Below are 25,672 nucleotides of genomic sequence, written 5' to 3' on the forward strand. Positions count from 1 at the left end.
CATGCTTTCCAACCCTAACATCGACCTGGTGTCGCGCTTTCTTCGCCTGCCTCTGGAACAACGCCAGCAGTTCTATCTGCGTCTGCAGGGCCGGGGCATGAGTTTCGCTCAACTGCCGATTGCCCCGACGCGTCACGACAGCGACACCGTGCCGTTGTCCTACGCCCAGGAACGCCAGTGGTTTCTCTGGCAACTGGACCGAGGCAGCGCCACTTACCACATCCCCGGCGCCTTGCGCTTGCAGGGGCGGCTGGACCTGACGGCCCTGCAGCGCAGCTTCGACAGCCTGTTGGCCCGTCACGAAAGTCTGCGCACGCAACTGATCGAGGACGGTGAGCAGGTGCGCCAGGCCGTGCTGCCCGAGGCGCGGGTGCACATCCAGCAGGCGCAGATCGATGAAGCGCAGTTGATGGCGCGCGTGGAAGCGGAGGTGGCCCAGCCTTTCGATCTGCTCCAGGCGCCGCTGCTGCGCGTGACCCTGTTGCAACTGGCTGAAGATGATCATGTACTGGTGATGGTGCAGCACCACATCGTGTCCGATGGTTGGTCGATGCAGGTGATGGTCGAAGAGCTGGTGCAGTTGTACGCCGCCTACAGCCAGGGCCAGGACCTGCAACTGCCCGAACTGCCGATCCAGTACGCCGACTACGCCCTGTGGCAGCGCGGCTGGATGGAAGCGGGGGAGCGGGCGCGGCAACTGGCCTATTGGCAGGCGCTGCTGGGCGGTGAACAACCGGTGCTGGAGTTGCCGCTGGACCGTCCGCGCCCGGCGCAGCAAAGCCATCGCGGCGCCAGCTTGCAGGTGCATCTGCAAGCCGAGCTGGTCGCCGGCCTCAAGCGCCTGGCCCAGCACGAGGGCGTCACCCCGTTTATGCTGCTGCTCGCGTCGTTCCAGACCCTGTTGTATCGCTACAGCGGGCAGTCGGACATCCGCGTCGGCGTGCCGATTGCCAACCGCAACCGCGTCGAAACCGAGCGACTGATCGGATTTTTCGTCAACACCCAGGTGCTCAAGGCTGACCTGGACGGGCAGATGAGTTTTGTCGAGCTGCTGCAACAGACCAAGCAGCGCGCCCTGGAGGCCCAGGCCCACCAGGACCTGCCGTTTGAGCAATTGGTGGTGGCACTGCAACCCGAACGCAGCCTGAGCCACAACCCGTTGTTCCAGGTGATGTTCAACCATCAGACCGACGCCCAGGGCGCGCGCGACGGCCAGGCATTGCCGGGCCTGCGCGTAGTGGAGCTGGACTGGGACAGCCAGACCACGCATTTCGACCTGAGCTTGGATACCCACGAGTCAGCCGACGGGCTGTGGGCGGCGTTGAGCTACGCCACTGACCTGTTCGACGCCGCGACCATCGAGCGCCTGGCGCAGCACTGGCAGCAGCTGTTGCAGGCGCTGGTCAGCGCGCCGCGCAGCCGTCTGGCCGAGCTGCCGATGCTGGGGGCCGCCGAGCAGCAGCGCATGCTCCAGGAGTGGAATGCCCCGGCCTGCGCCCGTGCATTGCAAGGCGTGCACCACTTGTTCGAGGCCCAGGCCGCCGAGCAGCCCGAACGCCAGGCCCTGGCCCTGGATGATCAAACCCTTAGCTACGGCGAGTTGAACCGCCAGGCCAACCGCCTGGCGCACTACTTGATCGCCCGTGGCGTAGGCCCGCACGCATTGGTCGGGATCGCCGTGGAGCGCTCCTTTGCCATGGTGGTCAGCTTGCTGGCGGTGCTCAAGACCGGCGCCGCCTACGTGCCGCTGGACCCCGAGTACCCGCGCGAGCGTCTGCTGCATATGCTCGAGGACAGCGGCGTGCGCCTGGTGTTGACCCAATCGCACCTGTGCGAGCGCCTGCCATTGCCGGCGCAGGTAGACGCCGTGGCGATCGACCTTGCCCAGGCGTCGTTGGCGTTGTGCGCAGACCACAATCCACCCGGCGACTTTGAGCCGCAAAGCCTGGCCTATGTGATCTACACCTCGGGTTCCACCGGCAAACCCAAGGGCGTTGCCATCAGCCACGCGGCGTTGAGTGAGTTCGCCGGCATCGCCGCCGAGTACTCGCAACTGGTCGCGCAGGATCGGGTGTTGCAATTCGCCACCCTGAACTTCGACGGCTTCGTCGAGCAGTTGTACCCCGCCCTGACCCTCGGCGCTACGGTGGTGCTGCGCGGTCCGCAGCTGTGGGACGGCGCCGAGCTGTACCGACAGGTCATCGCCCAGGGCATCACCCTGGCCGATTTGCCCACGGCGTACTGGAAGCTGTTTTTGCAGGATTGCCTGGCGGCGGGTGCGCGGCCTTATGGCGCCTTGCGCCAGGTACATATCGGCGGTGAAGCCATGCCCTTGGACGGCCCGCTGTTGTGGCAACGGGCCGGCCTGGGGCATGTGCGGCTGCTCAACACCTATGGGCCGACCGAGGCCACCGTGGTTTCCAGCGTACTGGACTGCACCGACCCCGACGTCATCAGCGGCGTCACCGCCAGCCCCATTGGCCGCGCAGTGCCTGGGCGTGGCTTGTTGGTGCTTGATCGCGACCTGAACCTGTTGCCGATCGGTGCCGTGGGCGAACTCTACATTGCCAGCGCCAGCGGCCTGGCCAGCGCTTATCTGCAGCGTCCGGGCCTGACTGCCGAGCGCTTTGTGGCCAACCCGTTCAACGCCTGCGGCGAGCGGCTTTATCGCACCGGCGACCTGGCGCGTTATCGCGCCGATGGGGTGGTGGAGTACGTCGGACGGGTTGACCATCAGGTGAAGATTCGCGGGTTCCGCGTCGAACTGGGCGAGATCGAAACCTTGCTGCTGGCCCAGGACAGCGTGCGCGAAGCGCTGGTGCTGGCGGCTGACAATCAGCTGCTGGCCTACCTGGTGCCCGCGCAGCCGTTGAGCGAGGCCGAGCGCGAAAACACCGGCGAGCAGTTGCTGACCACCTTGCGCACGCACCTGCCGGATTACATGGTGCCGGCGCACCTGATCTTCCTCGAACGCATGCCGCTCAACCCCAACGGCAAGCTGGACCGCCAGGCTCTGCCCAAGCCCGACGCCAACGCGGCGCAACCGGGCTGGCTGGCGCCGGTCACGTCGTTGCAGCAACAGATCGCCACGGTCTGGGCGGATATTCTCGGTGTCGAGAACGTCGGTTTGAACCAGCATTTCTTCGAACTGGGCGGGCATTCGTTGCTGGCGATGCAAGTGGTGTCGCGCATTCGCCAGGCATTGCAGCTGGAGGTGCCGCTCAAGGCGCTGTTCGAGTACCCGCGATTGGACGCATTTGTCGCGGCATTGCAGGCCCAGGACAGCCAGGTGCCGACCGCGCCAGCCTTGTTGCCGACAGGGCGCGAGCACCCCTTGCCGCTGTCCTACGCCCAGGAGCGCCAATGGTTTCTCTGGCAGTTGGAACCCCACAGCGCCGCGTACCACATCCCCAGTGCGCTACGCCTGAAAGGGCAGTTGGACCTGGACGCGTTGCAGCGCAGCTTTGATGCGTTGCTGGCCCGGCATGAAAGCCTGCGTACTCACCTGCGCCAGGATCACGCGCGCACGGTTCAAGTGATCGAGCCGCTGGCGTCGTTGCAGATCGCGCACGTCGAGGTCGACGAAGCCGAACTCAAGGCACAGGTCGAGGCGCTGATCGCGCAGCCGTTCGACCTCGAACGCGGCCCGTTGCTGCGCGTGTCGCTGTTGCGCCTGGCCGCGGATGAGCATGTGCTGGTACTGGTGCAGCATCACATCGTCTCCGATGGCTGGTCGATGCAGTTGATGGTCGAGGAACTGGTGCAGCTGTATGCGGGCTACAGCCAAGGCTTTGATGTGCAACTGCCGGCGCTGCCGATCCAGTACGCCGACTACGCCGTGTGGCAGCGCAACTGGATGGAGGCGGGCGAAAAGGACCGCCAGCTGGCGTACTGGCGCGACCGGCTCGGCGGCGAGCAAAGCGTGCTGGAGCTGCCGTTCGACCACCCGCGCCCGGCCGTGCAAAGCCACCGTGGCGCGCGCCTGGCCTTCGAACTGGCCCCTGAACTGAGCCACAATCTCAAGTCCTTGGCCCAGCAACAGGGCGTGACCCTGTTCATGTTGCTGCTCGCGTCGTTCCAGACCTTGCTGCATCGCTACAGCGGCCAGGAAGACATCCGCGTCGGCGTGCCCATCGCCAACCGCAATCGCAGCGAAACCGAGCGTCTTATAGGTTTCTTCGTCAACACCCAGGTGCTCAAGGCCGAGCTGCACGGCCAGATGAGCGTCGAGCAGCTGTTGCAACAGACCCGCCAGCGCGCGCTGGAAGCCCAGGCCCACCAGGACCTGCCGTTCGAACAGCTGGTGGAAGCCCTGCAACCGGAGCGCAGCCTGAGCCACAACCCGTTGTTCCAGGTGATGTTCAACCACCAGACCGACGTCGGCCAGGCCCAGGTCCAGCAGCAATTGCCGCAGCTTCTGGTCGAAGGGCTGGAGTGGCAGAGCAAGACCGCGCATTTCGACCTGGACCTGGATATCCAGGAGTCTACCGAAGGTATCTGGGCCACCCTGGGATATGCCCAGGACCTGTTCGAAGCCAGCACCGTGCAACGTATGGCGCGCCACTGGCAGAACCTGTTGCAGGGCATGGTCGCCAACCCTGGGCAGCAGCTCGGCCAGTTGAGCCTGCTGGACGCCGCCGAGCAGCAACAGATCCTGCAACTGTGGGACCGTACTGAATCCGGCTTCTCGGCCCAGCGGCTGGTGCATGAATTGGTGGCCGACCGCGCCCAGGAAACCCCGCAGGCGGTGGCGGTGAAGTTTGCGGACGAGCAGCTCACCTACGGCCAGTTGGACCGCCAGGCCAACCGCCTGGCCCATGCGCTGATCGCCCGTGGCGTCGGCCCGGAAGTGCGGGTGGCCATCGCCATGCCGCGCAGCGCCGAGATCATGGTGGCCTTCCTCGCCGTGCTGAAGGCCGGTGGCGTGTACGTACCGCTGGATATCGAATACCCGCGTGACCGCCTGCTGTACATGATGCAGGACAGTCGCTCGCGGCTGCTGCTGACCCACTCGGCGGTGCAACACCGCTTGCCGATCCCGGACGGCCTGCAAGCCCTGGCGGTGGACCAGCTACTGGCCGGGTGCGACGAGTGTGACGCGGCGCCGAATGTCGTACTGCACGCCGACAACCTCGCCTACGTGATCTACACCTCCGGTTCCACCGGCATGCCCAAGGGCGTGGCGGTGCCCCACGGGCCGTTGGTGGCGCACATCATCGCCACCGGCGAGCGCTATGAAACCAGCCCGGCCGACTGCGAACTGCACTTCATGTCGTTCGCCTTCGACGGTGCCCATGAAGGCTGGATGCACCCGCTGATCAACGGCGCCAGCGTGCTGATCCGTGACGACAGCCTGTGGTTGCCGGAATACACCTACGCACAGATGCACCGCCACAATGTGACCATGGCCGTATTCCCACCGGTGTACCTGCAACAACTGGCCGAACATGCCGAACGTGACGGCAACCCACCGGCGGTGCGCGTGTACTGCTTCGGCGGTGATGCGGTGGCGCAGGCCAGCTATGACCTGGCCTGGCGCGCACTGAAACCGACCTACCTGTTCAACGGCTACGGCCCCACTGAAACCGTGGTCACGCCGCTGCTGTGGAAGGCGCGCAAAGGCGACCCGTGCGGCGCCGTCTACGCACCCATCGGCACCTTGCTCGGCAACCGCAGCGGCTATGTGCTCGATGCCCAACTCAACCTGCAACCCATCGGCGTGGCCGGCGAGTTGTACCTGGGCGGCGAGGGCGTGGCCCGGGGTTACCTGGAGCGTCCGGGGTTGACCGCCGAACGTTTCGTGCCGGACCCGTTCGGCAAGCCCGGCAGCCGCGTATATCGCAGCGGCGACCTGACCCGTGGGCGTGCGGATGGCGTGGTGGACTACCTCGGCCGCGTCGATCACCAGGTGAAAATTCGCGGCTTCCGTATCGAACTGGGCGAAATCGAAGCGCGTTTGCGTGAACAGGACAGCGTCGGCGAGACCGTGGTGGTGGCCCAGGAAGGCCCGACCGGCAAGCAATTGGTGGCCTACGTGGTGCCACTGGACCCGGCCCTGCTCGACGATGCCGTCGCCCAAGCCAACGGCCGCGAAGCCCTGCGCCGCGCCCTGAAAACCCGTTTGCCGGACTACATGGTGCCCACGCACCTGATGTTCCTCGAACGCATGCCGCTGACCCCCAACGGCAAGCTCGACCGCAAGGGCCTGCCGTTGCCGGATGTGAGCCTGATGCAGCAGGTGTATGTGGCGCCGCAGAGTGAGCTGGAACGCAAAATCGCTGCGATCTGGTCCGACGTGTTGCGCCTGCCGCAAGTGGGCTTGCATGACAACTTTTTCGAACTGGGCGGCGATTCGATCATTTCCATCCAGGTGGTCAGCCGTGCGCGTCAGGCCGGGGTGCGGTTCTCGCCCAAGGATCTGTTCCAGCACCAGACCGTGCAGAGCCTGGCGGCTGTCGCCCAGGAAGGCGAGGGCGCAGTGCTGCTGGATCAGTCGGCGTTGAGCGGCGAGTTACTGCTGCTGCCGGTGCAGCAGGCGTTTTTCGCCGATGACATACCCCAGCGCCACCACTGGAACCAGTCCGTGGTGCTGCAACCGCACCAACCGTTGCAGGCACCGCTGCTGGTGGCCGCACTCGAGGCGCTGATCGTGCATCACGATGCGCTGCGCAGCACCTTTGTGCACGGGCCGGCGGGCTGGAGCGCGGCATATCGCGAGCCGCAACAGCACCAGGCCGACCAGGTGCTGTGGCAGACCCGCTTGAATAGCGTCGAGGAACTTGAGGCCCTGGGCGAAGAAGCCCAGCGCAGCCTCGACCTGAGTGCCGGGCCATTGTTGCGCGCGGTGCTGGCGCAGTTGGCCGACGGTTCCCAGCGTTTGTTGCTGGTCATCCATCACCTGGTGATCGACGGTGTGTCCTGGCGCATCCTGCTCGAAGACCTGCAAAGCACTTACCAGCAACTGGCCCAAGGCGCCGCCGTGCAACTGCCGGCCAAGACCAGCGCCACCCGAGCCTGGGCCGAGCGCTTGCAGATCTATGCGCGCAGCACGGCCTTGCAACACGAGCTGGCCTGGTGGCAGACGCACTTGCAGGGCAGTCCGTCCGGCTTGCCGGGCGCAGACCCGCAGGCCAGCCTGAGTAACCACTTGGCGCTGAGTGTGACCACGCATTTGGACCCGGCCTACACCCGGCGCCTGCTGCAGGACGCGCCTAGCGCCTACCGCACCCAGATTAACGACTTGTTGCTGACCGCCCTGGCCCGTGTGATCACGCGCTGGACCGGTGACGCGTCGATGTTGATCAGGCTCGAAGGCCACGGGCGCGAAGACCTCTTCGATGAGATCGACCTGACCCGCACCGTCGGCTGGTTCACCAGCCTGTACCCGTTGCAACTGCTGCCGGCCGCGACGCTGGCCGGCTCCCTGAAACAGATCAAGGAACAGCTGCGCGCCGTCCCCGCCAAAGGCCTGGGCTTTGGCGCATTGCGTTACCTGGGCGATGCCGAGGCCCAGCAGGCATTGGCTGCGTTGCCGCGCCCACGCATCACGTTCAACTACCTGGGGCAATTCGACGCCAGCTTCGACAGCGCTGAGCAAGCAGCGCTGTTCGCGCCGTCCGGTGACGCCAGCGGTGCCGAGCAAAGCCCGGAGGCGCCGCTGGGCAACTGGCTGGAAATCAACGGCCAGGTGTATGGCGGCGAGCTGAAGCTCAATTGGAGTTTCAGCCAGGCCATGTTTGCCCAGGCGACTGTCCAGCAACTGGCCGACGAGTACGCCGAGGAACTCAAAGCCCTGATCGACCACTGCTGCACGCCTGCCAACCAGGGCGTGACGCCCTCCGACTTCCCGTTGGCACAGTTGACCCAGCACCAGCTTGACGACTTGGCGCTGAACGCGGCCGAGGTCGAAGACTTGTACCCGCTGTCGCCCATGCAGCAAGGCATGCTCTTCCAGTCACTGTATGGCGAAGGCTCGGGTGACTACATCAACCAGATGCGCATCGACGTGCACGGCCTGGATGTGTCGCGCTTCCACCAGGCATGGCAGGCGGCGGTCGAGCGGCACGAGATCCTGCGCAGCGGGTTTGTCTGGCAGGCCGAGTTGGAGCAGCCGCTGCAGGTGGTCTACAAGCAGGCACGCCTGCCGTTTTTCGAGCTGGATTGGCAGACCCGCGAGGACCGCGCCCAGGCCCTCGACAGCCTCGCCGAGTCGGTACGGGCCCAGGGCTTTGCGCTGGAACAGGCCCCCCTGTTGAGCTTGACGGTGGTGCGCACCGGCGCGTCGAGCTATCACTTGATCTACACCAACCACCACATCCTGATGGACGGCTGGAGCGGTTCGCAGTTGTTCGGCGAGGTGTTGCAACACTATGCGGGTGAGCCGTTGCCAGCGCCCACCGGGCGTTATCGCGATTACATCGCCTGGCTGCAAGCCCAGGACAAGGCGCTCAGCCAGGCGTTCTGGAAAGACCAGCTGAGTGACTTGCAGGAACCCACGCGCCTGGCACGGGGCACACATGCCCAGCCGGACACGGCCCTGACTGTAAATGGTGAGCATCGCCTGAGCCTTGACGTGCCGCAAACCGAACGCCTCAAGGCATTCGCCCAGCGCAACAAAGTGACCCTCAACACCCTGGTGCAGAGCGCCTGGCTGTTGCTGCTGCGCCAGCACACCGGGCAAGCGACCGTGGCGTTCGGCGCCACGGTGGCGGGGCGCCCGGCGCAACTGCGCGGAATCGAACAGCAGGTCGGTTTGTTCATCAACACCTTGCCGGTGGTGGCGACCCCGGATGCGCAGATGTCGGTCAGCCAGTGGCTGCAGCAGATCCAGCAGCAGAACCTGGGCTTGCGTGAGCAGGAACACACGCCGTTGTTCGAGATCCAGCGCTGGGCCGGCCTGGGCGGCGAGGCGCTGTTCGACAGTATCCTCGTATTCGAAAACTACCCGGTGTCCGAGGCCCTGGAGCAGGGCGCGCCGTCGGGGTTGCGCTTTGGCGTGGTGCATAGCCTGGAGCAGACTCACTACCCATTGACGGTCTTGTTGGCGCTGGGCGACAGCCTGGGTGTGGAGTTCAACTACGACCGCCAGGCCTTCAGCGCGGCGCACATCCAGCGCCTGGCCGAGCATTTCCAGCAATTATTGCTGGCACTGGCCGACGATGCTTCCCAACGCCTCGGCGCATTGCCGTCCATGGCTGCAGCCGAGCGCGAAACGGTGGTGCAGGCCTGGAACGCCACGGCGGTGGAGTATCCGCTGGATCAAGCGGTGCACCAGTTGATCGAGGCCCAAGCGCAGCGCACGCCACAGGCCCCGGCGTTGGTGTTCGCCGGGCAGACCTTGAGTTATGCGCAATTGAACGTGCGCGCCAATCGTCTGGCTCATCGCCTGATGGCTGCCGGCGTCGGCCCGGATGTGCTGGTGGGGCTGGCGCTGGAGCGTTCGATCGAAATGGTCGTCGGCCTGTTGGCGGTGCTCAAGGCGGGCGGTGCCTATGTGCCGCTGGACCCGGAATACCCGCGTGAGCGCCTGGCCCACATGCTGGAGGACAGCGGTGTGCAACTGCTATTGACCCAGGCCCACTTGCAGGCGCAACTGCCGGTGCCGGCGGGGGTACAAAGCCTGGTGCTGGAAAGCGGCGATGCCTGGCTGGACGCCTTCAGCGCCCACAACCCGAACATCGCGGTGCAGGGCGAAAACCTCGCCTATGTGATCTATACCTCCGGCTCCACCGGCCAACCCAAGGGCGCCGGCAATCGCCATCGTGCGCTGACCAACCGCCTATGCTGGATGCAGCAGGCGTATGGCCTTGGCGCTCACGACAGCGTGCTGCAGAAAACCCCGTTCAGCTTTGACGTGTCGGTGTGGGAGTTCTTCTGGCCGTTGATGACCGGCGCACGGCTGGTGGTGGCAGCACCGGGCGACCATCGTGACCCGGCCAGGCTGGTCAGCCTGATCAACACGCAGCACATCACCACGCTGCACTTCGTGCCGTCCATGCTGCAAGCCTTTTTGCAGGACGCGGACGTCGCCTCATGCCACAGCCTGCAACGCATTGTGTGCAGTGGTGAAGCGCTGCCCGCGGACGCCCAGCAGCAGGTCTTCGCCAAGCTGCCCCGCGCCGGGTTGTACAACTTGTATGGCCCGACCGAAGCGGCGATTGACGTGACCCACTGGACCTGTGTCGAGGAAGGCCGCGACACCGTGCCGATTGGCCGGCCGATCGCCAACCTGGCGTGCTATGTACTCGACGACAATCTGGAACCGGCACCGGTCGGTGTGTTGGGCGAATTGTACTTGGGCGGTGTTGGCCTGGCGCGGGGGTATCACCGTCGCCCGGCATTGACCGCCGAACGCTTTGTGACCGACCCGTTCGGCAGCGGCGCGCGCTTGTATCGCACCGGCGACCTGGCGCGTTATCGCGACGATGGCGTGATTGAATATGCCGGGCGCATCGACCATCAGATAAAACTGAGGGGGCTGCGCATCGAGCTGGGTGAAATCGAAGCACGCCTGCTGGCGCTCGACAGCGTCCGCGAAGCGGCGGTGCTGGCCGTCGACGGCACGCATCTGGTGGGTTACCTGGTGCTGCAAACAACTCAGGAGGATTGGAAGGCGCAGGTGGTTGCGCACCTGGCCGAGCAGTTGCCGGATTACATGGTGCCGGCGCAGTGGGTGCTGCTGGCGCAGATGCCGCTGAGCCCGAATGGCAAGCTGGATCGCAAGGCGTTGCCCAAGCCGCAGGCCCACGGCGCCGAGCAGTACCAGGCACCGCAGAGCGAACTCGAACGGCAGGTCGCGGCGATCTGGAGCGAGGTGCTGGAAGTGGAGCGCGTGGGGCTGCACGACAACTTCTTCGAATTGGGTGGCCATTCGTTGCGGGTCCTGATGCTCAAGGAACGCATCCGCAAAGTCAGCGGCGTGAACGTGTCGGTCAGTCAGTTGATGCTTAACCCGACCGTAGCGGGTCAGGTCAGATGCGTGCAGGGCGATAGCCGCACGTCGTTGATCGTCAAGCTCAACCAACAGACCGAAGGCACGCCGTTGTTCCTGTTCCACCCAAGTTTCGGCTCGGTGCATTGCTACACCGCAATTGCCCTGGCACTGCGCGAACAGCGCCCGGTATTGGGGGTGATGTGCCGTGCCTTGGCCGAGGACGGCGCAGCGGTGCCGCACTGGCAAGTGATGGTCGAGGATTACACCGCACAGCTGTTGACGGCCCAGCCTGAGGGTGCGTTCCGTCTGGCCGGTTGGTCGTTGGGCGGTAACCTGGCGATGGAAGTGGCGCACGGCCTGGAACAGGCGGGGCGTGACGTGGAGTTTGTGGGGTGGATCGACGCCGCACCGCCGCAGTGGGTCAAACCCTACTGGGACGCAGTGGACGTCGGGGACGATCGTGAGGTGTCAGCCAACGAGCGCCGTGCCGCCTTATTGGGCGTGATGTTCCCTGAATCCGCCGACGCGATTCAGCGTGCCTGGGCGCAGTGCCAGCGCGATGCCGAGGATGAAGCGGGACAATGGCAAGGGTTTGTGAGCTGGGCTGAGCAGGCCTTGGGTGACACCTTTATCGCGATCAAGGAGCAACTGCTGCACGGTAACGAAGCGCAGATCGCCTGGGACGTCGACCGGGCGCTGAGCGAACGGATGGTGGCGGCCGACTTCAAACCGCTCAAGGCACCTGTCAGTTGCTGGTGGGCGTCCATGAGCCGGGCAGGGCGCTTCAGGGAACTGATCGAACAGCAGATGGCGACAGTGATCAGCCAGGGACGCATCGAGCGTTCGGTGATGATCGAGACGGACCACGACGGCATTGTCGACAGTGCCGTGTTCATCCGCAGCTTGGCAGAGGCGATGGGGTAACCCGTATCCAATGCGGGAGGGGGCTTGCTCCCGATTGCGGTGTCACAGTCAACAGATGTATTGACTGACACACTGCCATCGGGGGCAAGCCCCCTCCCACATTTGGATCTTCATTACTCCGCCGATTGGGGAGCTTGTCGCCATGCGGTCAGAGTCCCAGCGATGCTGACCATTACGAGGCGGATCAGAACGGCATTATCCAGTGTGGGAGGGGGCTTGCCCCCGATTGCGGTGTCACAGTCAACAGATGTATGGACTGACACACTGCCATCTGGGGCAAGCCCCCTCCCACATTTGGATCTTCATTACTCCGCCGATTGGGGAGCTTGTCGCCGTGCGGTCAGAAGTCCCAGCGGGTGCTGACCATTACGAGGCGAATCAGGACGGCATTATCCAATGTGGGAGGGGGCTTGCCCCCGATTGCGGTGTCACAGTCACCAGATGTATTGACTGACACACTGCCATCGGGGGCAAGCCCCCTCCCACATTTGGATCTTCGTTACTCCGCCGATTGGGGAGCTTGTCGCCGTGCGGTCAGAAGTCCCAGCGGGTGCTGACCATCACGTTACGCGGTTCGCCGTAGGCGGCTGAGTTATAGAAACCGACGTTGGTGTAGTAGGACTTGTCGAAGATGTTGTTGAAGTTGACGGTAGCCGACAGGTTCTTGGTGACTTGGTAACGGGTCATCAAATCAACCAGCCAGTAGGATTCCTGGGTGATGTCCTGGTTGGTTTCGAGCGACCCGTTCCAGATCTCGTTCCAGCCCTTGGTCTGCCAGCGTACGCCGCCGCCAATGGTGAATTTGTCCAGGTCACCCTTGAGCTTGTAGGTGGTATTCAGATTGACCTGATGCTCGGGTTCGAAGGTGGAGATCTTCTTGTCGTCATCATCGCGCACGATCTTGTGGGTGTAGCCACCTTGCACCTGCCAGCCTGGGCTCAGTTCACCGGAGATTTCCGCTTCGTAGCCTTTGGTCACGGCCTTGGAGCCTTTGAACGCATAATTTTGCGGCGTCGGCGTCTGGTTGTTGTACGCATCGTCCTGGATCGCGCGGTTGGTCTCATGCACCTCGAAGTAAGCGATGCTGGTGTTCAGGCGGCCCTCGAAGAATTCGCCCTTGAGGCCAATCTCGTAGTTTTGCCCTTCGTCCGGTTCCAGCAGTTTTTCGTTGCGATCCTTATAGGTACTTTCCTGCGGCTGGAAAATATCGGTGTAGCTGGCGTATGCCGAGAAGTTCTCGTTGAGGTCGTAGATCACCCCGGCGTACGGGATAAACCGGCCGGTTTCCTTGTAGGAAGGGTTATTGCCCGTCACATGGTAGTTAGCCACGCGCCCGCCAAGGATCACGTTCAGGTCATCCATCACGTTCAAGCGTGTGGTCACGTAGTAGCCTGTCTGGCGGATGGTGTCGTCGATGTACTGCTGGGCCGGGCCGTAGATTGGCTTGGAGATATGGCCATTCCAATTATAGAAATCGACTTTATTGCCCCCCGGCCATTCCGGCGCCCAGTAACCCTTGCCCTGCCAGCGCGAGGTACCGATCGAACCGCCGACCACCAGCTCATGTTCGCGGCCGAACAGGCTGAAAGGCCCGGTGGCGTAGAGGTCGGCGGAAGTGCTTTTGGTTTCGCCGGTGTATTTCTGCCCGTTGATTTCAGCGGTGCCATCGGCTGCCGGCTGGACGAACTGGATCGAACCGAGGTCGGCGTGATAGCCGTTGATCTTGTGGTCGAGCTGGAACTTGGTCACCCAGCCGTCGCCCAGGTCATGCTCGAGCATGGCGAACGCGGTACGGGTGTTCTGCTCCCAGGAACTCCAGGTGGTGCCATTGTTGTAGGAGCGCGGCATCTTGTTGATGCTGCCGTTGGAGTTGACCAGCGGGAAGGAGCCGGACCAGCTCGAACCCTGCGGAACGTTGTCCTGGTAGTCAAAGCCCACGGTCAGCATGGTGTCGGGGGACAGGTCGAATTCGGTGATGCCGTAGTAGGTTTCGGTCTTGCGCGAGTAGTGGTCCATGAAGGACTTCTTGTCCTGATAGGCTGCGACCGCACGCCCACGCACATTGCCGCTGTCGGTCAGGGGCCCGCTGACATCCACTTCGCTGCGGTAGTTGTCCCAGGAACCGGCGCCCAGTTGCACATGCCCCTTGAAATCCGCCGTTGGCTTCTTGCGGATCAGGTTGATGGTTGCCCCCAGGGAGCCGGCCCCGTTGAGCAGGCCGGTGGCGCCCTTGAGCACTTCAACCCGGTCGTAGATCGCCATGTCGCTCAAGGTGTTGCCCGCCGAGTAACCGACGTTACGCACGGTGGACGGAATGCCGTCGTACTGGAAACTGTTGACCGAGAAACCACGGGAATAGTAGTTGGTACGGTCGGTGTCATAGGCCGACACCGTGATGCCCGGGGTGTGGCGCATCACGTCATCCATGTTGTTGAGGCCGAAGTCCTCGATGTGCTGGCGGGTGAGCACTGTGATGGACTGCGGGGTTTGCCGGGGTGTCAGGGTCAGGCGCGTGGCGGTGGCGATGGTGCCCGGAGTATAGGAACCCGAACCTTCGGTGATGTTGCCCAGGTAGTTGCCGGTTACCTGGGTCGGGCTCAGCTCCAGCCCGCCACCGGTACCGGCAGCAGCCACGGTCAAGGTATTGCCGTTGAGGCTGTAGGTGGTCTGGCTGCCTGCGAGCAATGCATCGATGGCCTGCTGCGGCTGCAGCTTGCCCTTGATGGCCCGGCTGTTCTTACCCTGCACATCGCCAGGGCTGTACAACACTTGCACATTGGTCTGGCGCCCGAATTCCTGCAGCGCGCTCCCCAGCGGCTGGGCAGGGATGTTCAACTCGATCTCCTGGGCCTGTACATAGCCTGCAATCGGCAGCGACACCGCGAGTGCCAAGGCACTCGGAAGAAGGTTCATGTTCAGGGCCCTGCGCATGGATAACACTTTGCTCAGGGGGCTGAGACCGAGTCGTGCTGGCATGGATGCTTTCTCTTCTAGGTTTTAAGTGGGCAGTTATACGTATCTATTGAGGTTAATTCTCATTACCACTAGTGAGACGTTCCTACCTCGAAAAACCGGAAAATAAAATTCACGCCGGTTCCATCTCGTACACCACTTGGCCGGCGCGCAGGCGCACCAGTTGGTCGGCGATGTCGAAATAACGGTCGTCGTGGCTGATCACGATGATGGTCTTGCCCAGGCGCTTGAGGTCCGGCAACAGCTCGGTGTAGAAGATTCGGCGGAAGGCGGGGTCCTGGTCTGCGGCCCATTCGTCGAACACCAGTACCGGACGTTCTTCCAGCCAGGCGTTGACTAACGCCAGGCGCTTGCGCTGGCCGGTGGAGAGGTCGGTGGTGCTGAACACACCGTCCTTGACACTGACCTTGTGCGCGATTTCCAGGCGTTCCAGGTATTTAGTGGCGCTGTCCAGGGACTGGGTGGCGCTGCCTTGCACCAGGTCGTCGAACAGGTAGTAGTCGGAAAATACCGTGGTGAACAACTGGCGGTAGTCGTCGCGTTCCGGGTCGGTGACCGCTTCGCCGTTAAGGCGAATCTCGCCGGCCTGGGGCGGGTACAGGCCCAATAAAAGCTTGATCAAAGTGGTCTTGCCGCTGCCGTTTTCACCGACGATAAACACGATGTCGCCTTGCTTGATGCTCAGGTTGATCGGCCCCAGGTGGAACGGCTCGCTGCCTTCGACCGCTGGCGGGCTATAACTCACGTCGCGCAGCTCGAGGCTGTTGACCACCGGCTTTGGCGCTTCGCTGTCGTCCATCAACAGGTGCGGTTCCGGCGACGAGAAGCGTTCCGACAGCTCACTGATGCGGCCAAAGGCAATCTTGGCCTTGCCGACTACGGGCAGGTAACCGAGCAGGTGCTCCAACGGGCCTTTCATGTATAGCAGCACCAGCACGAACCCGGTGATTACGGTCGGATCCGGGTTGGGGTTGTACGCCTGCATCGCCAGGGCCAGGCCGATGACCACGAAGAACAGCATCGAACCAAACGTCTTGGCGAGGATGTAAATATTGACCGAGCGCACCTGGATATCGCTGATGCGGTCGGCGGTTTCCTGGATGCGATGGGTGTTCATGCGAAACCGCCGTGGCCGGTGCATGCGCAGTTCCTTGGCGCCGGACGCAATCGCGTTGTAGTAACGCTGCAACTCGTCTTCATGGCTGCGCGCCAGGTCGAAGCCCTGAATGCCTTTGCCGCCGGCGATGAATTGCACGGCGCTGCCGATAATGATCGCCACCACCATCATCAGGAACATCGGCACCGACAGGTAGGCCAGGTAGCCCAGGCAACCGAGAGTGACCGTGGCTGCGATAGCCAGGGGCGTGAACGCGAAGGAAAAGTCGCTGATGGTGTCGACGTCGTGGGTCAACACCGGAATCAGGCGGTGCGAGCGATACCGTTCGATCTGCCCGATGGGCGCCGACAGCACCTTTTCGCCCAGGTCCTTGCGCAGGGCGGCGATGATTCGTTGCCCGACGTAGTTGGTGCCGATGTCGGAAATGATCGAACTGAGCAGCGCCACCACGCACAACGCGGCAAAGGTCATCACCACGCCCTGGGTCATGCCGTCGGCCGAATGCAGCGCGTTATTGATGGTGGCCAGCAGCAGGGTAATGGCCAGGCCGCCGACCATGCCGAGGCCCACGGAGACCGTCACAATGGCGCGAAAGGGCCGGAGCAGGGCGAGCAAGCCGTTGAAGGCGCCGCGTTTGGGGTCGGTCATAAATACATCCCGGAGAGTGAAAAGAGGGGCTGGGCACACAGACCCTTACCCATGACAAACGAAGTGTCGGCGCGACTATTTAGCCCGGTGTGCCGGGCGGTGCCGGCGCGGGGATAAATTGCGCGAGGGCTGGTTCGTTCCTGTTGGGTAGGCGCACGGCTATTCACGCCGTACGTATTCCTTCTGCGAGAGCGAAACAATGACGAAAAAGAACCTGGTGTATGTGTGGTCCCTGAGAAATGCCGCCGCCGACAAGGCCGGGCAGCCGGTGGCCTACAAGGACCATGAGCGCTACATGAAGTCGGTGCTGGAATTTCTGGTGGGCTCGCTCAACGACACCTCGCTGGGCGATGCCTACAAACTGGTCGGCGTGGTGTATGACGATGATGAGCAAAACCCGCGGGATCAGGCACTGGTCGCCGATTACGGGTTCGCTTACCAGCCTGGCCGCCAATGGCTGTACCCGGCCGACTTGCGCGTGCAGGGCACGTTGGTCAACGACCTGCTGCTGAGCGTGCCGTCGACCTATCGCCGCCTGCCACGGGGCAGCGCCGAACATATCGCCGGCAAGCAGGATTTCGAGCGGCGCCTGCATGACACGCTGGTTGAATTGAACGCTGACATCGTGGTGCTGGATGGCTTGCTGGTGATCCTCGATGACCTGGTACGCCCAGGCGCGCCATTTGCGCGGCGCATCATGAACATTCATCCGGGTATCACGCGTATCGAATCGCCTTACGAGCGCCGTGGTGCCTATGCCACGTGGAACGCGTTGTACGGCGCGCGCGGGCAAACGGTGGTGGACTGGGCGACCAAGGCCACCACGCCTTCGGAGCCGCTGTACCTTACCGGTGCATCGTTCCACTATGTGGATAACGGTATCGATTCCGGCGAAGTGTTCCACGACGTATTGAAGACCGAGATTTCACCAGAGGACACGATCCTCGAACTGCGCTGGAACAACTTCAACAACAGCCTGTTCCCGGCGTTGCATGAAGGCCTGGAGCTGTTGGCCACAAAAGGCTGAGCGCAATCAAATGTGGGAGGGGGCTTGCCCCCGATGAGGGAGTGTCAGTGCCTGTATCTTTGCCTGACCCACCGCCATCGGGGGCAGGCCCCCTCCCACATTTGGATCTATTGCGCTATCAGAGGTCGCGCACTACCCGGAAACCAATCCAGTCACCGCGCGTCTGCGGGTAGATGTTGTTGCGGTTGCCGGAGCGGGAAAACACCGGCGCTTCGCCCCAGTCATTGCCGCGGATCTGGTAGGCCTCGCAGTTCGGCTCCACCCAGGCACTGCCGTCAGTCGGTGCGCCGATGTAGTTGGCGTGCTCGCAATCGGCAACCCGCTCGTACACGTTGCCGTGCATGTCATACAGGCCAAACGCATTCGGCGGGTAGCTGCCCACCGGCGACGAATAGCTGTAGCCGTCCGCCGGGCCGTAGGTGTTGGCGTGCTGGGCGATGCTGTAGCCCTTGCCTTCGTCGAACGGGAAGGGGAATGGCCCGCTGGTGCCGGCGCGGGCGGCATATTCGCGCTGGGCCTCGCTGACCATGTGGTATTGCTGGCCGGTTTTCTTCGACAGCCAGCTCACGTAGCGCTTGATGTCGTCCATGTCCATGCACACGGCCGGCTGGCGAGGCCCCTGGGGGTAGCGCGGTTTGCTGGCGATGCATTCGCGGCCGGGGCGATCATCGCCATTGGCGATCTTCACCCCGGTCTGGCGCACGTAGCTGTCCCACTCGCCGGCGGTGATCTGGAAGCGGCTCATGGCAAAGGGCTTGGCGAAGGTCACGGCATGCATCGGGCCTTCGTCGGGCTCGCGGCCGACTTCGTCTTCCGGGGTGCCCATGGTGAAAGTGCCGGCGGGCAGCACCACCATTTCCGGGCAGTCCTTGCAGTCCTTGAAGACTTTGCCCGGTTGCGGTGCAGCCGCCTGGGCCAGGCCAGGGAGCAGGGCGCCGCACAGTGCGGTGAGTGCCAGGGCGGTCAGGGGTTTGAGTCGAAAGGGCATCATGTGAGCGTCTCGTTCAAATAAAAAAAGGGGTCACAGCCGCTGGCTCAGCAGCGCCATGAAGCGCTGGATTTCAGCCGAGCTGTTGAGCAGGCCGGGGGCGGTGCGAATGACCGGCCCGACATCGCGGTCCACCGCGTCGATCACCACACGGTTTTGCCGCATATGCGCCGCTACTGCATCGCTGTCCTGGCTCTTGACTCGAAAGAAGGTAAAGCCCGCCGATAACTCCGGGCTGCGCGGCGTGACCAGTTCGATCTGCCGATGCGCCAGCAACTGTTCCTTAAGCTCGGTGTTGAGTGCGTGGATTCGCGCCTGCACCGGTGCCTTGCCCAGCTGCAGGTGCAACTTGAACGCTTCGTCGGCGGCCCAGCGATGCTCGAAAGCGTGGTAGCCGCCGGGGGTCATGGTGGTGGCGAAATCCTTGTCTTCTGAGAACGTCGGCACCATCGGCGTGACGTACCTGTTCTGGGGGTCGCGTGCGCACACCAGGCCGGTACCGCGCGGGCCGAACATCCACTTGTGGGTGCCGGCGATGAAAAAATCGCAATGCATGCCAGGGAAATCGAGGTCTTCCACGCCGAAGCCGTGCACACCGTCGACCACATAGAGGATGCGGTCGTTGTCGTCACGGTGGCGATTGTGTTCATCCACCAGTCGGCCGATTTCGCCGATGGGCAATTTGACCCCGCTGCCCGACTGCACCCAAGTCATGCCCAACACGCGGGTGTCGGGGCGGATATTGCGCTGGATGTTGCCCAACACTTCATCGACTGACACACGGCTGGCGCTGTCGAACAGGCGGATGCGGCGTACCCGGGTGCTTTCCTTGCGCACGCGAAAATCCAGCACGTTCTGTGTCGCGTAATGCTCGTGCTCGGTGGTGAGGATTTCCTGGTCGGCGCGCACCTGGATCCCGCCGTAAATCATCGCCAGCCCCTCGGACGTGCTGCCGGTCAGGGCGATCTGCGGCGGCGTGGCGTTCAGGTAGCGACCGGCCCACTCACGCACCTGGCCTTCGCGTTTCCAGGTTTCCTGCAGGTCCCAGTCCATCGCCAGGCCTGGGTTGCGGTCGATCTGCGCGCGGTAGCGGTCGATGGCCTCGCGCACCGGCCTGGGGTGCGAGGCCACCAGGAAGTTGGAAAAATGCAGGTAATCCGGGTCCTGGTCGAACAGCTGCTTTAATCCCGTCCAGGGGTCGTTGGTGGCGGCTGCCAGTGCCTGGGGTATCAGCGCGGCGCCCAGCGGCAGGCTGGCGGCAAACACGCCGGCCTGCTTGAGAAAGGTGCGGCGATCGGTCATGGGCTGACTTCGCGGTTGGCCAAGGGTTTGGCGGCTTTTTGCACCTGCTCCCACACCCGCAGGAAGTTGCCGCCCCACAGCTTGGCGATATCGGCTTCGGAATAACCACGCTGGATCAGTTCGGCGGTGACGTTGCGCACCTCGCCGACGTTCTCCCAGCCCTGCAGACCACCGCCGTCGTTGAAGTCCGAAGCGATGCCGACGTGGTCGATGCCGATCTTGCGCACGGTGTAGTCGATGGCGTCCCCCCAGTCCTTGAGGGTCGCCTTGGGTTCTTCTTCGAGAATTGCGTACAACTCACTGGCGTACTGGCCGAAGCGCTGTTCGGGCCACGCGGCGATGATCGCGTCGCCCGGCATCAGAGCCATCGCCAGGTTCGGCAGGGGCGGCAAGTCGAAACGTGCGCGCAGGGCGTTGAGCTTGTCCTGGGTCGGTTGGCTCAGGGGGCGCAGGTAGGCAGGAAAGCCCACCACCTGCACCACGCCACCGCTGTTTTTGATCAACTGCAACTCCTTGTCGCTGAGGTTGCGCGGGATGTCCACCGACGCCCTGGGTGCCGAATGGGAGGCCACCATCGGCGTACGGCTCAATTGCGCGACCTGTTCCAGGGCCTTGGTCGACATCTGCGACACGTCGATGATCACGCCCAAGTCATTGAGGCGCTGCACCGCTTGCTGGCCGATGGGCGACAGGCCCTCGAGGGCGTCGGCGGTGTCATTGAAAAACGGCAGCGGGCGCGATGAGTCCGCCCAGGCGTTGTTGCCGATGTAGCTGAAACCGAACATGCGCATGCCGCGCGCCGCCCACAGGTCCAGCTGGTTCAGGTTGTTGCCCAGCGGGTAGGCGTTGAGCATGCTGATGAAGATCGCGAACTTGCCCTCGCCGTGCAGGCGGCGCATATCGTCCGGGGTATAGGCGATGCCCACTTGGTTGGGAAAGTCGCGGACCATGCCGGAGATGATTTTGTAGCGCACCTCCTGCTCGTGGCGGGCCTCTTCGACAAAGCCGTCGGTGGGTTTGTGCGGGGCGTTGGGGCCGTTCCAGATTTCCGGCCAGCCGAAGATTGTCAGGGCCGCACCGGACAAGCGGCCGCGCGCCGCCTTGGCCAGGTCGAACTGGCCGCTGCCGTCCTTGTCGGCTTCATTGCCGGCGGTGCCGAAATCCATGGGCACGGTGATATGGCTGTCGAACGACAACAGGCGATCCTGCATTTCGTTGGCTTGCTTGATCACCTCCAGCGGGTAGCCGGCGTTACCCTTGAACCAGTGATCCCAGGCCAGCAGGCCGGCCCCGGCGGCGACGGCCAGTGCCAGCGGCAGGCCGATATACAGCGCCTTTTTCGAACGTGGTTTTGTCATTGCCATCTCAGTCAGTTGAGGCCGTTGCTATCAGGGAAGAACGAGCGATGGCCGGGGAAATTTAGCCGGCGGCCCAGGGCCGGTAAATTTCCCCAGGTTGAAAACGTTCTAGCTCTGATTAAGCCGTTTCCTAAGGTAGACAATGACGATCTCTCGACGTGGGTTCATCGCAGGCCTGGCGCTGACCGGCGCGGCCGTGCCTGCGGCCTTTTATGCCCATCGCGAGCTGACACGGGAAGACGAATTCCCGGTCACCCCCGGCGAAGCCACGGTCGACCTGGCCGACACCCAGGGCCAGCACTTGGCGAACACCTTGCGCGGCGTGTGGAATCTGCGTCTGGAAGGCCGTGATGCCGGCCTCAAGGGCCTGCCGTTGCAGGGCCTGCAATTGCTGCTGGATGTCGCACCCCGTGGGCGGGGCTTGCGCGGCTACCTGGACACCGCCGAGAACCTGCGTGGCGACGGCGAACCACGCTACCGTGTCTTGGGCGATCTGCTGACGGGCGAGGGCGCGTTGCTCTATTGGCGGCTGATCGACCGCGATTCGGCGGCGGGCATTCCGGCCTACGAATTCAAGATGACCCTCGATGAAGTCTGGGCCGACTTCGGCAATGCCGGCAGTGCCACCCTCAGTGGGCAGATCCTCGACCTCGAGCGGCCGTTGGCATTGACCGAGCGCGACAACCGTTTTATCGCCCACAAACAGCTGTTCCCCGAAGCCCGCCAGCGTATCGGCCTCAACGAGGCCCTGCTGGCGTGGTTGATTGCCCCCGAACATCGCCTGTTTCACCAGCTGTGGCACGCCAGCCGTGACCAATGGCACAAACTCTCCGAGGAAAAACGCGAAGCCCTGCGCGGCATCGGCTGGCAACCCGGGCCGCGTGGCCAGGAGCGCGATGCGCGGGGCAAGCGCAAGGACCGTAACGGCTCGGGCATCGACTTCTTCTTCATGCACCGCCATATGCTCGGCACTGCCCGCTCCCTGCAGGAGCTGCCGTCATGGCCGCATTTCCCCGCGCCGCAGCCAGCGCTGGAGCGTGATCGCCAGGGCTTTTTGCGTTACTTCGACAACCACGACGGCTTTGCGCTGCCGCCCTACTGGTCGGCGCCGGACGACGCCGATTACACCCAGTGGGTCAGCGACATCAAGGCCGCTGAGACCTACCACAGCAATTTCCAGGTGTGGGAATCCCAATACCGCGACCCGCGCTACCTGGCCCGATTGACGCTCGGCCAATTGGGCTCGGAAATGGAATTGGGCCTGCACGACTGGCTGCACATGCGCTGGGCCTCGGTGCCGCGCGACCCCTCAAACGGCGCCCCGGTGCCGTTCGCCCGCGACCCTGCGGACTTTGCCGCGCGCTGGTATGCGCCGGAAAACGACTTCCTCGGTGATCCGTTTTCATCCCATGTCAACCCGGTGTTCTGGCACTTCCACGGGTGGATCGATGACCGTATCGAAGACTGGTTTCGCGCCCACGAACGCTTCAATCCCGGCGAAGTAGCCCGGCTCGAGGTCAACGGCGTAGCCTGGTTTGCGCCGGGGCGCTGGGTTGAAATAGGCGACCCCTGGCTCGGCCCGGACACCCATGGCTGCAGCACCACGCCGGGGTTGCAGCAGGGACGCTCGATGGAAATGGACCCGGAAATCATGAAACTGGCCCTGCGCATCACCTTCGGCGCCGATGACGATCTGCTCAAGGGCCTGTTCAAGCGCGTGCCGCAGCGGCCGTGGTATGCGCGCCACTTGAAGGTCAAGCGCGAAGCGTAAGGACAACTCGTCACAGGCATGGGTATCTACACAACTTTGGCACGGCCCCTGAACCTGTGGCGGCCCAGGAGCCGAAGCCTCTCTAACTGATGCCGCGCGTTCCAAATGTGGGAGGGGGCTTGCCCCCGATGGCGGCCTGACAGCCGACCAGGATGTTGGATCAGAGCGAGTACATATCCGTTGCTGCGGTAACGGCGGCTGGCGGTTCCGCTCTTACAGCGGGTCACTTTTGGAAGGACCCAAAAGTAACCAAAAGGTCCTCGCCCCACCACTCGGCACCTCGCTTCGGCTCGGTGTGCCCTCACTCCGGCTTGAATCCGTGGGCCGCCGCCATGCGCCATCCATGGCGCAGGGCGGCTAACCCGGCGTCCTGCCGGGTTACCCACGGATTCAAACCTGCGTTCGGCCAGCGTGGTTTAACGGGGCGCCTGAGATCAAGAGCAAGATCAAGATCAAGAGCGGCTCGCTTCGCATCGTGGTTACCGTAGGGTGCTACAAGTTGTGTAGATACCCATGCCCCGATGGCGGCCTGACAGCCGATCAGGATGTTGGATCAGGGCGAGTAAATATCGGTTGCTGCGGTAACGGCGGCTTAGGGTGCCGCCCTGACGGCGGCTCACTACAGGCTGAGGCGTCTCTGCAAACGTTGACGTCTGAGCGCCCATGCGCCACGATCAACTCAATTTTCAAAAATTGAGTTTCAGTTGTGGCAAAAATCCATAACCCCACTGATTTCGACACGTTACTGAGTCGTCACGGCTTGCAGGTTTTCGAGCTTGCACGCATGTTCAAGGCGGTCGATGACAAAGGCCGGTATCTGCATTGGGATGAATTTCGCCGTTACCCCACACCCGGCGTGAATAAGGAGGCCGCGTGGGCCGCCATCAAGATGTCCCGCGCCTGTGCAAGCAAGACCCTTGAGCTCAAGAGCGAATGCGGCAGCGCTTTTTTCTTGTGTTCCACGGATTTCAGTGATGCGGTGATTCACGCCGTCGAGTCCGTCACCTCAAGCCTGGGCGGCGCAGCCGCGGCGTCTCCTCAATACCGCGATAATGCTCAGTACCTGGTCGATTCATTGATGATGGAGGAGGCCATCTCCAGTGCCCAGCTGGAAGGTGCGGCGACTACGCGCAAGATCGCCAAGGACATGCTGGCCAAGGAGCGTGCGCCGCAGAATGATGATGAGCGGATGATCCTCAACAACTATCACCTGATGAAACATGCCAAGTACAACCAGGGCGAAGCGCTGTCTGTCGCGTTGATCTGTGAATTTCATGCCATCGCAACGGCGGGTATTGAAGAGGACGATGTTCGCCCTGGGCATATCAGGACGACCAACGATATTTTTGTTGGCGGCGCCGGGAATGAAATCATTCATCAACCACCTCAGGCCGCAGTGCTGCCGGACAGGCTCGAGGCGCTTTGCAGGTTTGCCAACGATCAGCATGACGGCCAAGGCGGCGCGCACTTTATCCATCCAGTGGTCAAGGCCATCATCCTTCATTTCATGCTGGGTTATGAACATCCCTTCAGAGACGGCAACGGTCGGACCGCACGCGCTTTGTTTTATTGGTTCATGCTCAAAAGTGGTTATTGGCCCTTTGAGTACATTTCCATCAGCGCACTGCTTAAAGAAGCCCCCATGCAATATGGGCGTTCGTATATCCATACGGAAACCGATGGGTTCGATCTGACCTATTTCGTCATCTATCAGTTGCGGATCATCGAACGCGCAATAAACGAATTCATGCTGTATTTCGAAGGTAAAAGACTAGAAGCCGTCGAGCTGATGAGCTGGCTGGATGCCCTTGATTTAAAGGAGGGGCTGAATTACCGACAGGGCCATTTCTTGAAGAAAGTGCTGCAACATCCTGGGCGCATCTATACGCCCAAGGAACTCACCCATGACTATGACATTTCGGAAAACACTGCACGCAAAGATCTTGAAAAACTGGTCGGTATGAAACTTCTGTTCAAGGTACAGGAAGGGAAAAGTTTCCTGTACATCGCGCGGGACGATGCGCAGGCCAACTTGAAGAAGCTGACAGCCATAGGTTGAGCGTTTCAAACCTGCTTTAATGCATAAATCGAAGACGAAAAAAAACCGGCTGATCAGGCCGGTTTGGGGTGTCCCTTCAACAGCCAGGGTTATACCTGGTTGGTCGGCAGGCGATCAGCACCGCCTTCAGCCAGGCCACGTTCCTGCAAACGATCCGCACCGCCTTCAGCCAGGCCGCGTTCCTGCAAGCGGTCCGCACCGCCTTCAGCCAGGCCACGTTCCTGCAAACGGTCTGCACCGCCTTCAGCCAGGCCACGTTCCTGCAAACGGTCTGCACCGCCTTCAGCCAGGCCACGTTCCTGCAAGCGGTCTGCACCGCCTTCAGCCAGGCCGCGTTCCTGCAAACGATCGGCACCGCCTTCGGCAACGCGGGTTTCAATCAGGCGTTCCGCACCGCCTTCAGCGACTACCGGGTGGGCGAAAGCGTTTGCAGCCAGTACCGAGAAAGCGAGGCTAAGCAAGAGTTGGCGTTTCATGAGTGTGTGCTCCGAGTGTCTTGGTTGGGTGCCGTTTGGCATGGGTTTGATGTTACGCGTCGCAGTTTTTAAGAGAACTTCATTGCGCTGATGGTG

Annotated in this window: 10 protein-coding genes; 4 read left to right on the forward strand and 6 right to left on the reverse strand. The window is 62.7% G+C overall.

Features of this window, described 5'->3' with window-relative positions:
* Position 1 precedes the first annotated feature (1 nt).
* Positions 2-11,857 (forward strand): non-ribosomal peptide synthase/polyketide synthase, encoded by an 11,856-nt coding sequence (locus tag C4J92_RS11860; protein ID WP_124403958.1) that lies wholly within the window; start codon positions 2-4, stop codon positions 11,855-11,857.
* Between the two features lie 534 nt (positions 11,858-12,391).
* Here the strand turns inward: C4J92_RS11860 and C4J92_RS11870 are convergent.
* On the reverse strand, positions 12,392-14,833 hold the full coding sequence (locus C4J92_RS11870) for a TonB-dependent siderophore receptor (protein WP_124403960.1): 2,442 nt from the start codon (positions 14,831-14,833) through the stop codon (positions 12,392-12,394).
* Positions 14,834-14,942: 109 nt separating this feature from the next.
* Positions 14,943-16,595 (reverse strand): cyclic peptide export ABC transporter, encoded by a 1,653-nt coding sequence (locus C4J92_RS11875; protein ID WP_124403961.1) that lies wholly within the window; start codon positions 16,593-16,595, stop codon positions 14,943-14,945.
* Between the two features lie 199 nt (positions 16,596-16,794).
* On the opposite strand from C4J92_RS11875, the gene C4J92_RS11880 reads away from it, so the two are divergent.
* Positions 16,795-17,622 carry a N(5)-hydroxyornithine transformylase PvdF gene (locus tag C4J92_RS11880; RefSeq protein WP_124370475.1) on the forward strand — a complete coding sequence of 276 codons (828 nt, stop codon included), beginning with the start codon at positions 16,795-16,797 and terminating at the stop codon, positions 17,620-17,622.
* Positions 17,623-17,740: 118 nt separating this feature from the next.
* Here the strand turns inward: C4J92_RS11880 and C4J92_RS11885 are convergent, their stop codons facing one another.
* The 3 genes from C4J92_RS11885 to pvdM are packed head-to-tail and all read right to left on the reverse strand — an operon-like array spanning position 17,741 to position 21,270.
* Positions 17,741-18,613, reverse strand: a complete 873-nt coding sequence (locus C4J92_RS11885) for a formylglycine-generating enzyme family protein (protein WP_124366781.1) — start codon at positions 18,611-18,613, stop codon at positions 17,741-17,743.
* A gap of 30 nt (positions 18,614-18,643) precedes the next feature.
* Positions 18,644-19,912, reverse strand: a complete 1,269-nt coding sequence (locus C4J92_RS11890; RefSeq protein ID WP_124403962.1) for an aminotransferase class V-fold PLP-dependent enzyme — start codon at positions 19,910-19,912, stop codon at positions 18,644-18,646.
* Positions 19,909-21,270: a pyoverdine-tailoring dipeptidase-like protein PvdM gene (pvdM, locus tag C4J92_RS11895; protein ID WP_124403963.1), complete on the reverse strand. Its 1,362-nt coding sequence runs from the start codon at positions 21,268-21,270 to the stop codon at positions 19,909-19,911. Before pvdM ends, C4J92_RS11890 begins: the two co-directional genes overlap by 4 nt.
* A gap of 142 nt (positions 21,271-21,412) precedes the next feature.
* Between pvdM and C4J92_RS11900 the strand changes: the two genes are divergently transcribed.
* Positions 21,413-23,041, forward strand: coding sequence for a PvdJ/PvdD/PvdP-like protein (locus tag C4J92_RS11900; RefSeq protein WP_124403964.1), 1,629 nt, complete (start codon positions 21,413-21,415; stop codon positions 23,039-23,041).
* Between the two features lie 706 nt (positions 23,042-23,747).
* Positions 23,748-25,100 carry a Fic family protein gene (locus C4J92_RS11910; RefSeq protein ID WP_124403965.1) on the forward strand — a complete coding sequence of 451 codons (1,353 nt, stop codon included), beginning with the start codon at positions 23,748-23,750 and terminating at the stop codon, positions 25,098-25,100.
* 89 nt (positions 25,101-25,189) lie between these two features.
* Here C4J92_RS11910 and C4J92_RS11915 read toward each other — a convergent pair whose 3' ends face one another.
* Positions 25,190-25,576 carry a hypothetical protein gene (locus C4J92_RS11915; RefSeq protein ID WP_124403966.1) on the reverse strand — a complete coding sequence of 129 codons (387 nt, stop codon included), beginning with the start codon at positions 25,574-25,576 and terminating at the stop codon, positions 25,190-25,192.
* Positions 25,577-25,672: the final 96 nt, after the last annotated feature.

The sequence above is a fragment of the Pseudomonas sp. R3-18-08 genome (genome assembly GCF_003852065.1).
Taxonomy (GTDB): Bacteria; Pseudomonadota; Gammaproteobacteria; order Pseudomonadales; family Pseudomonadaceae; genus Aquipseudomonas.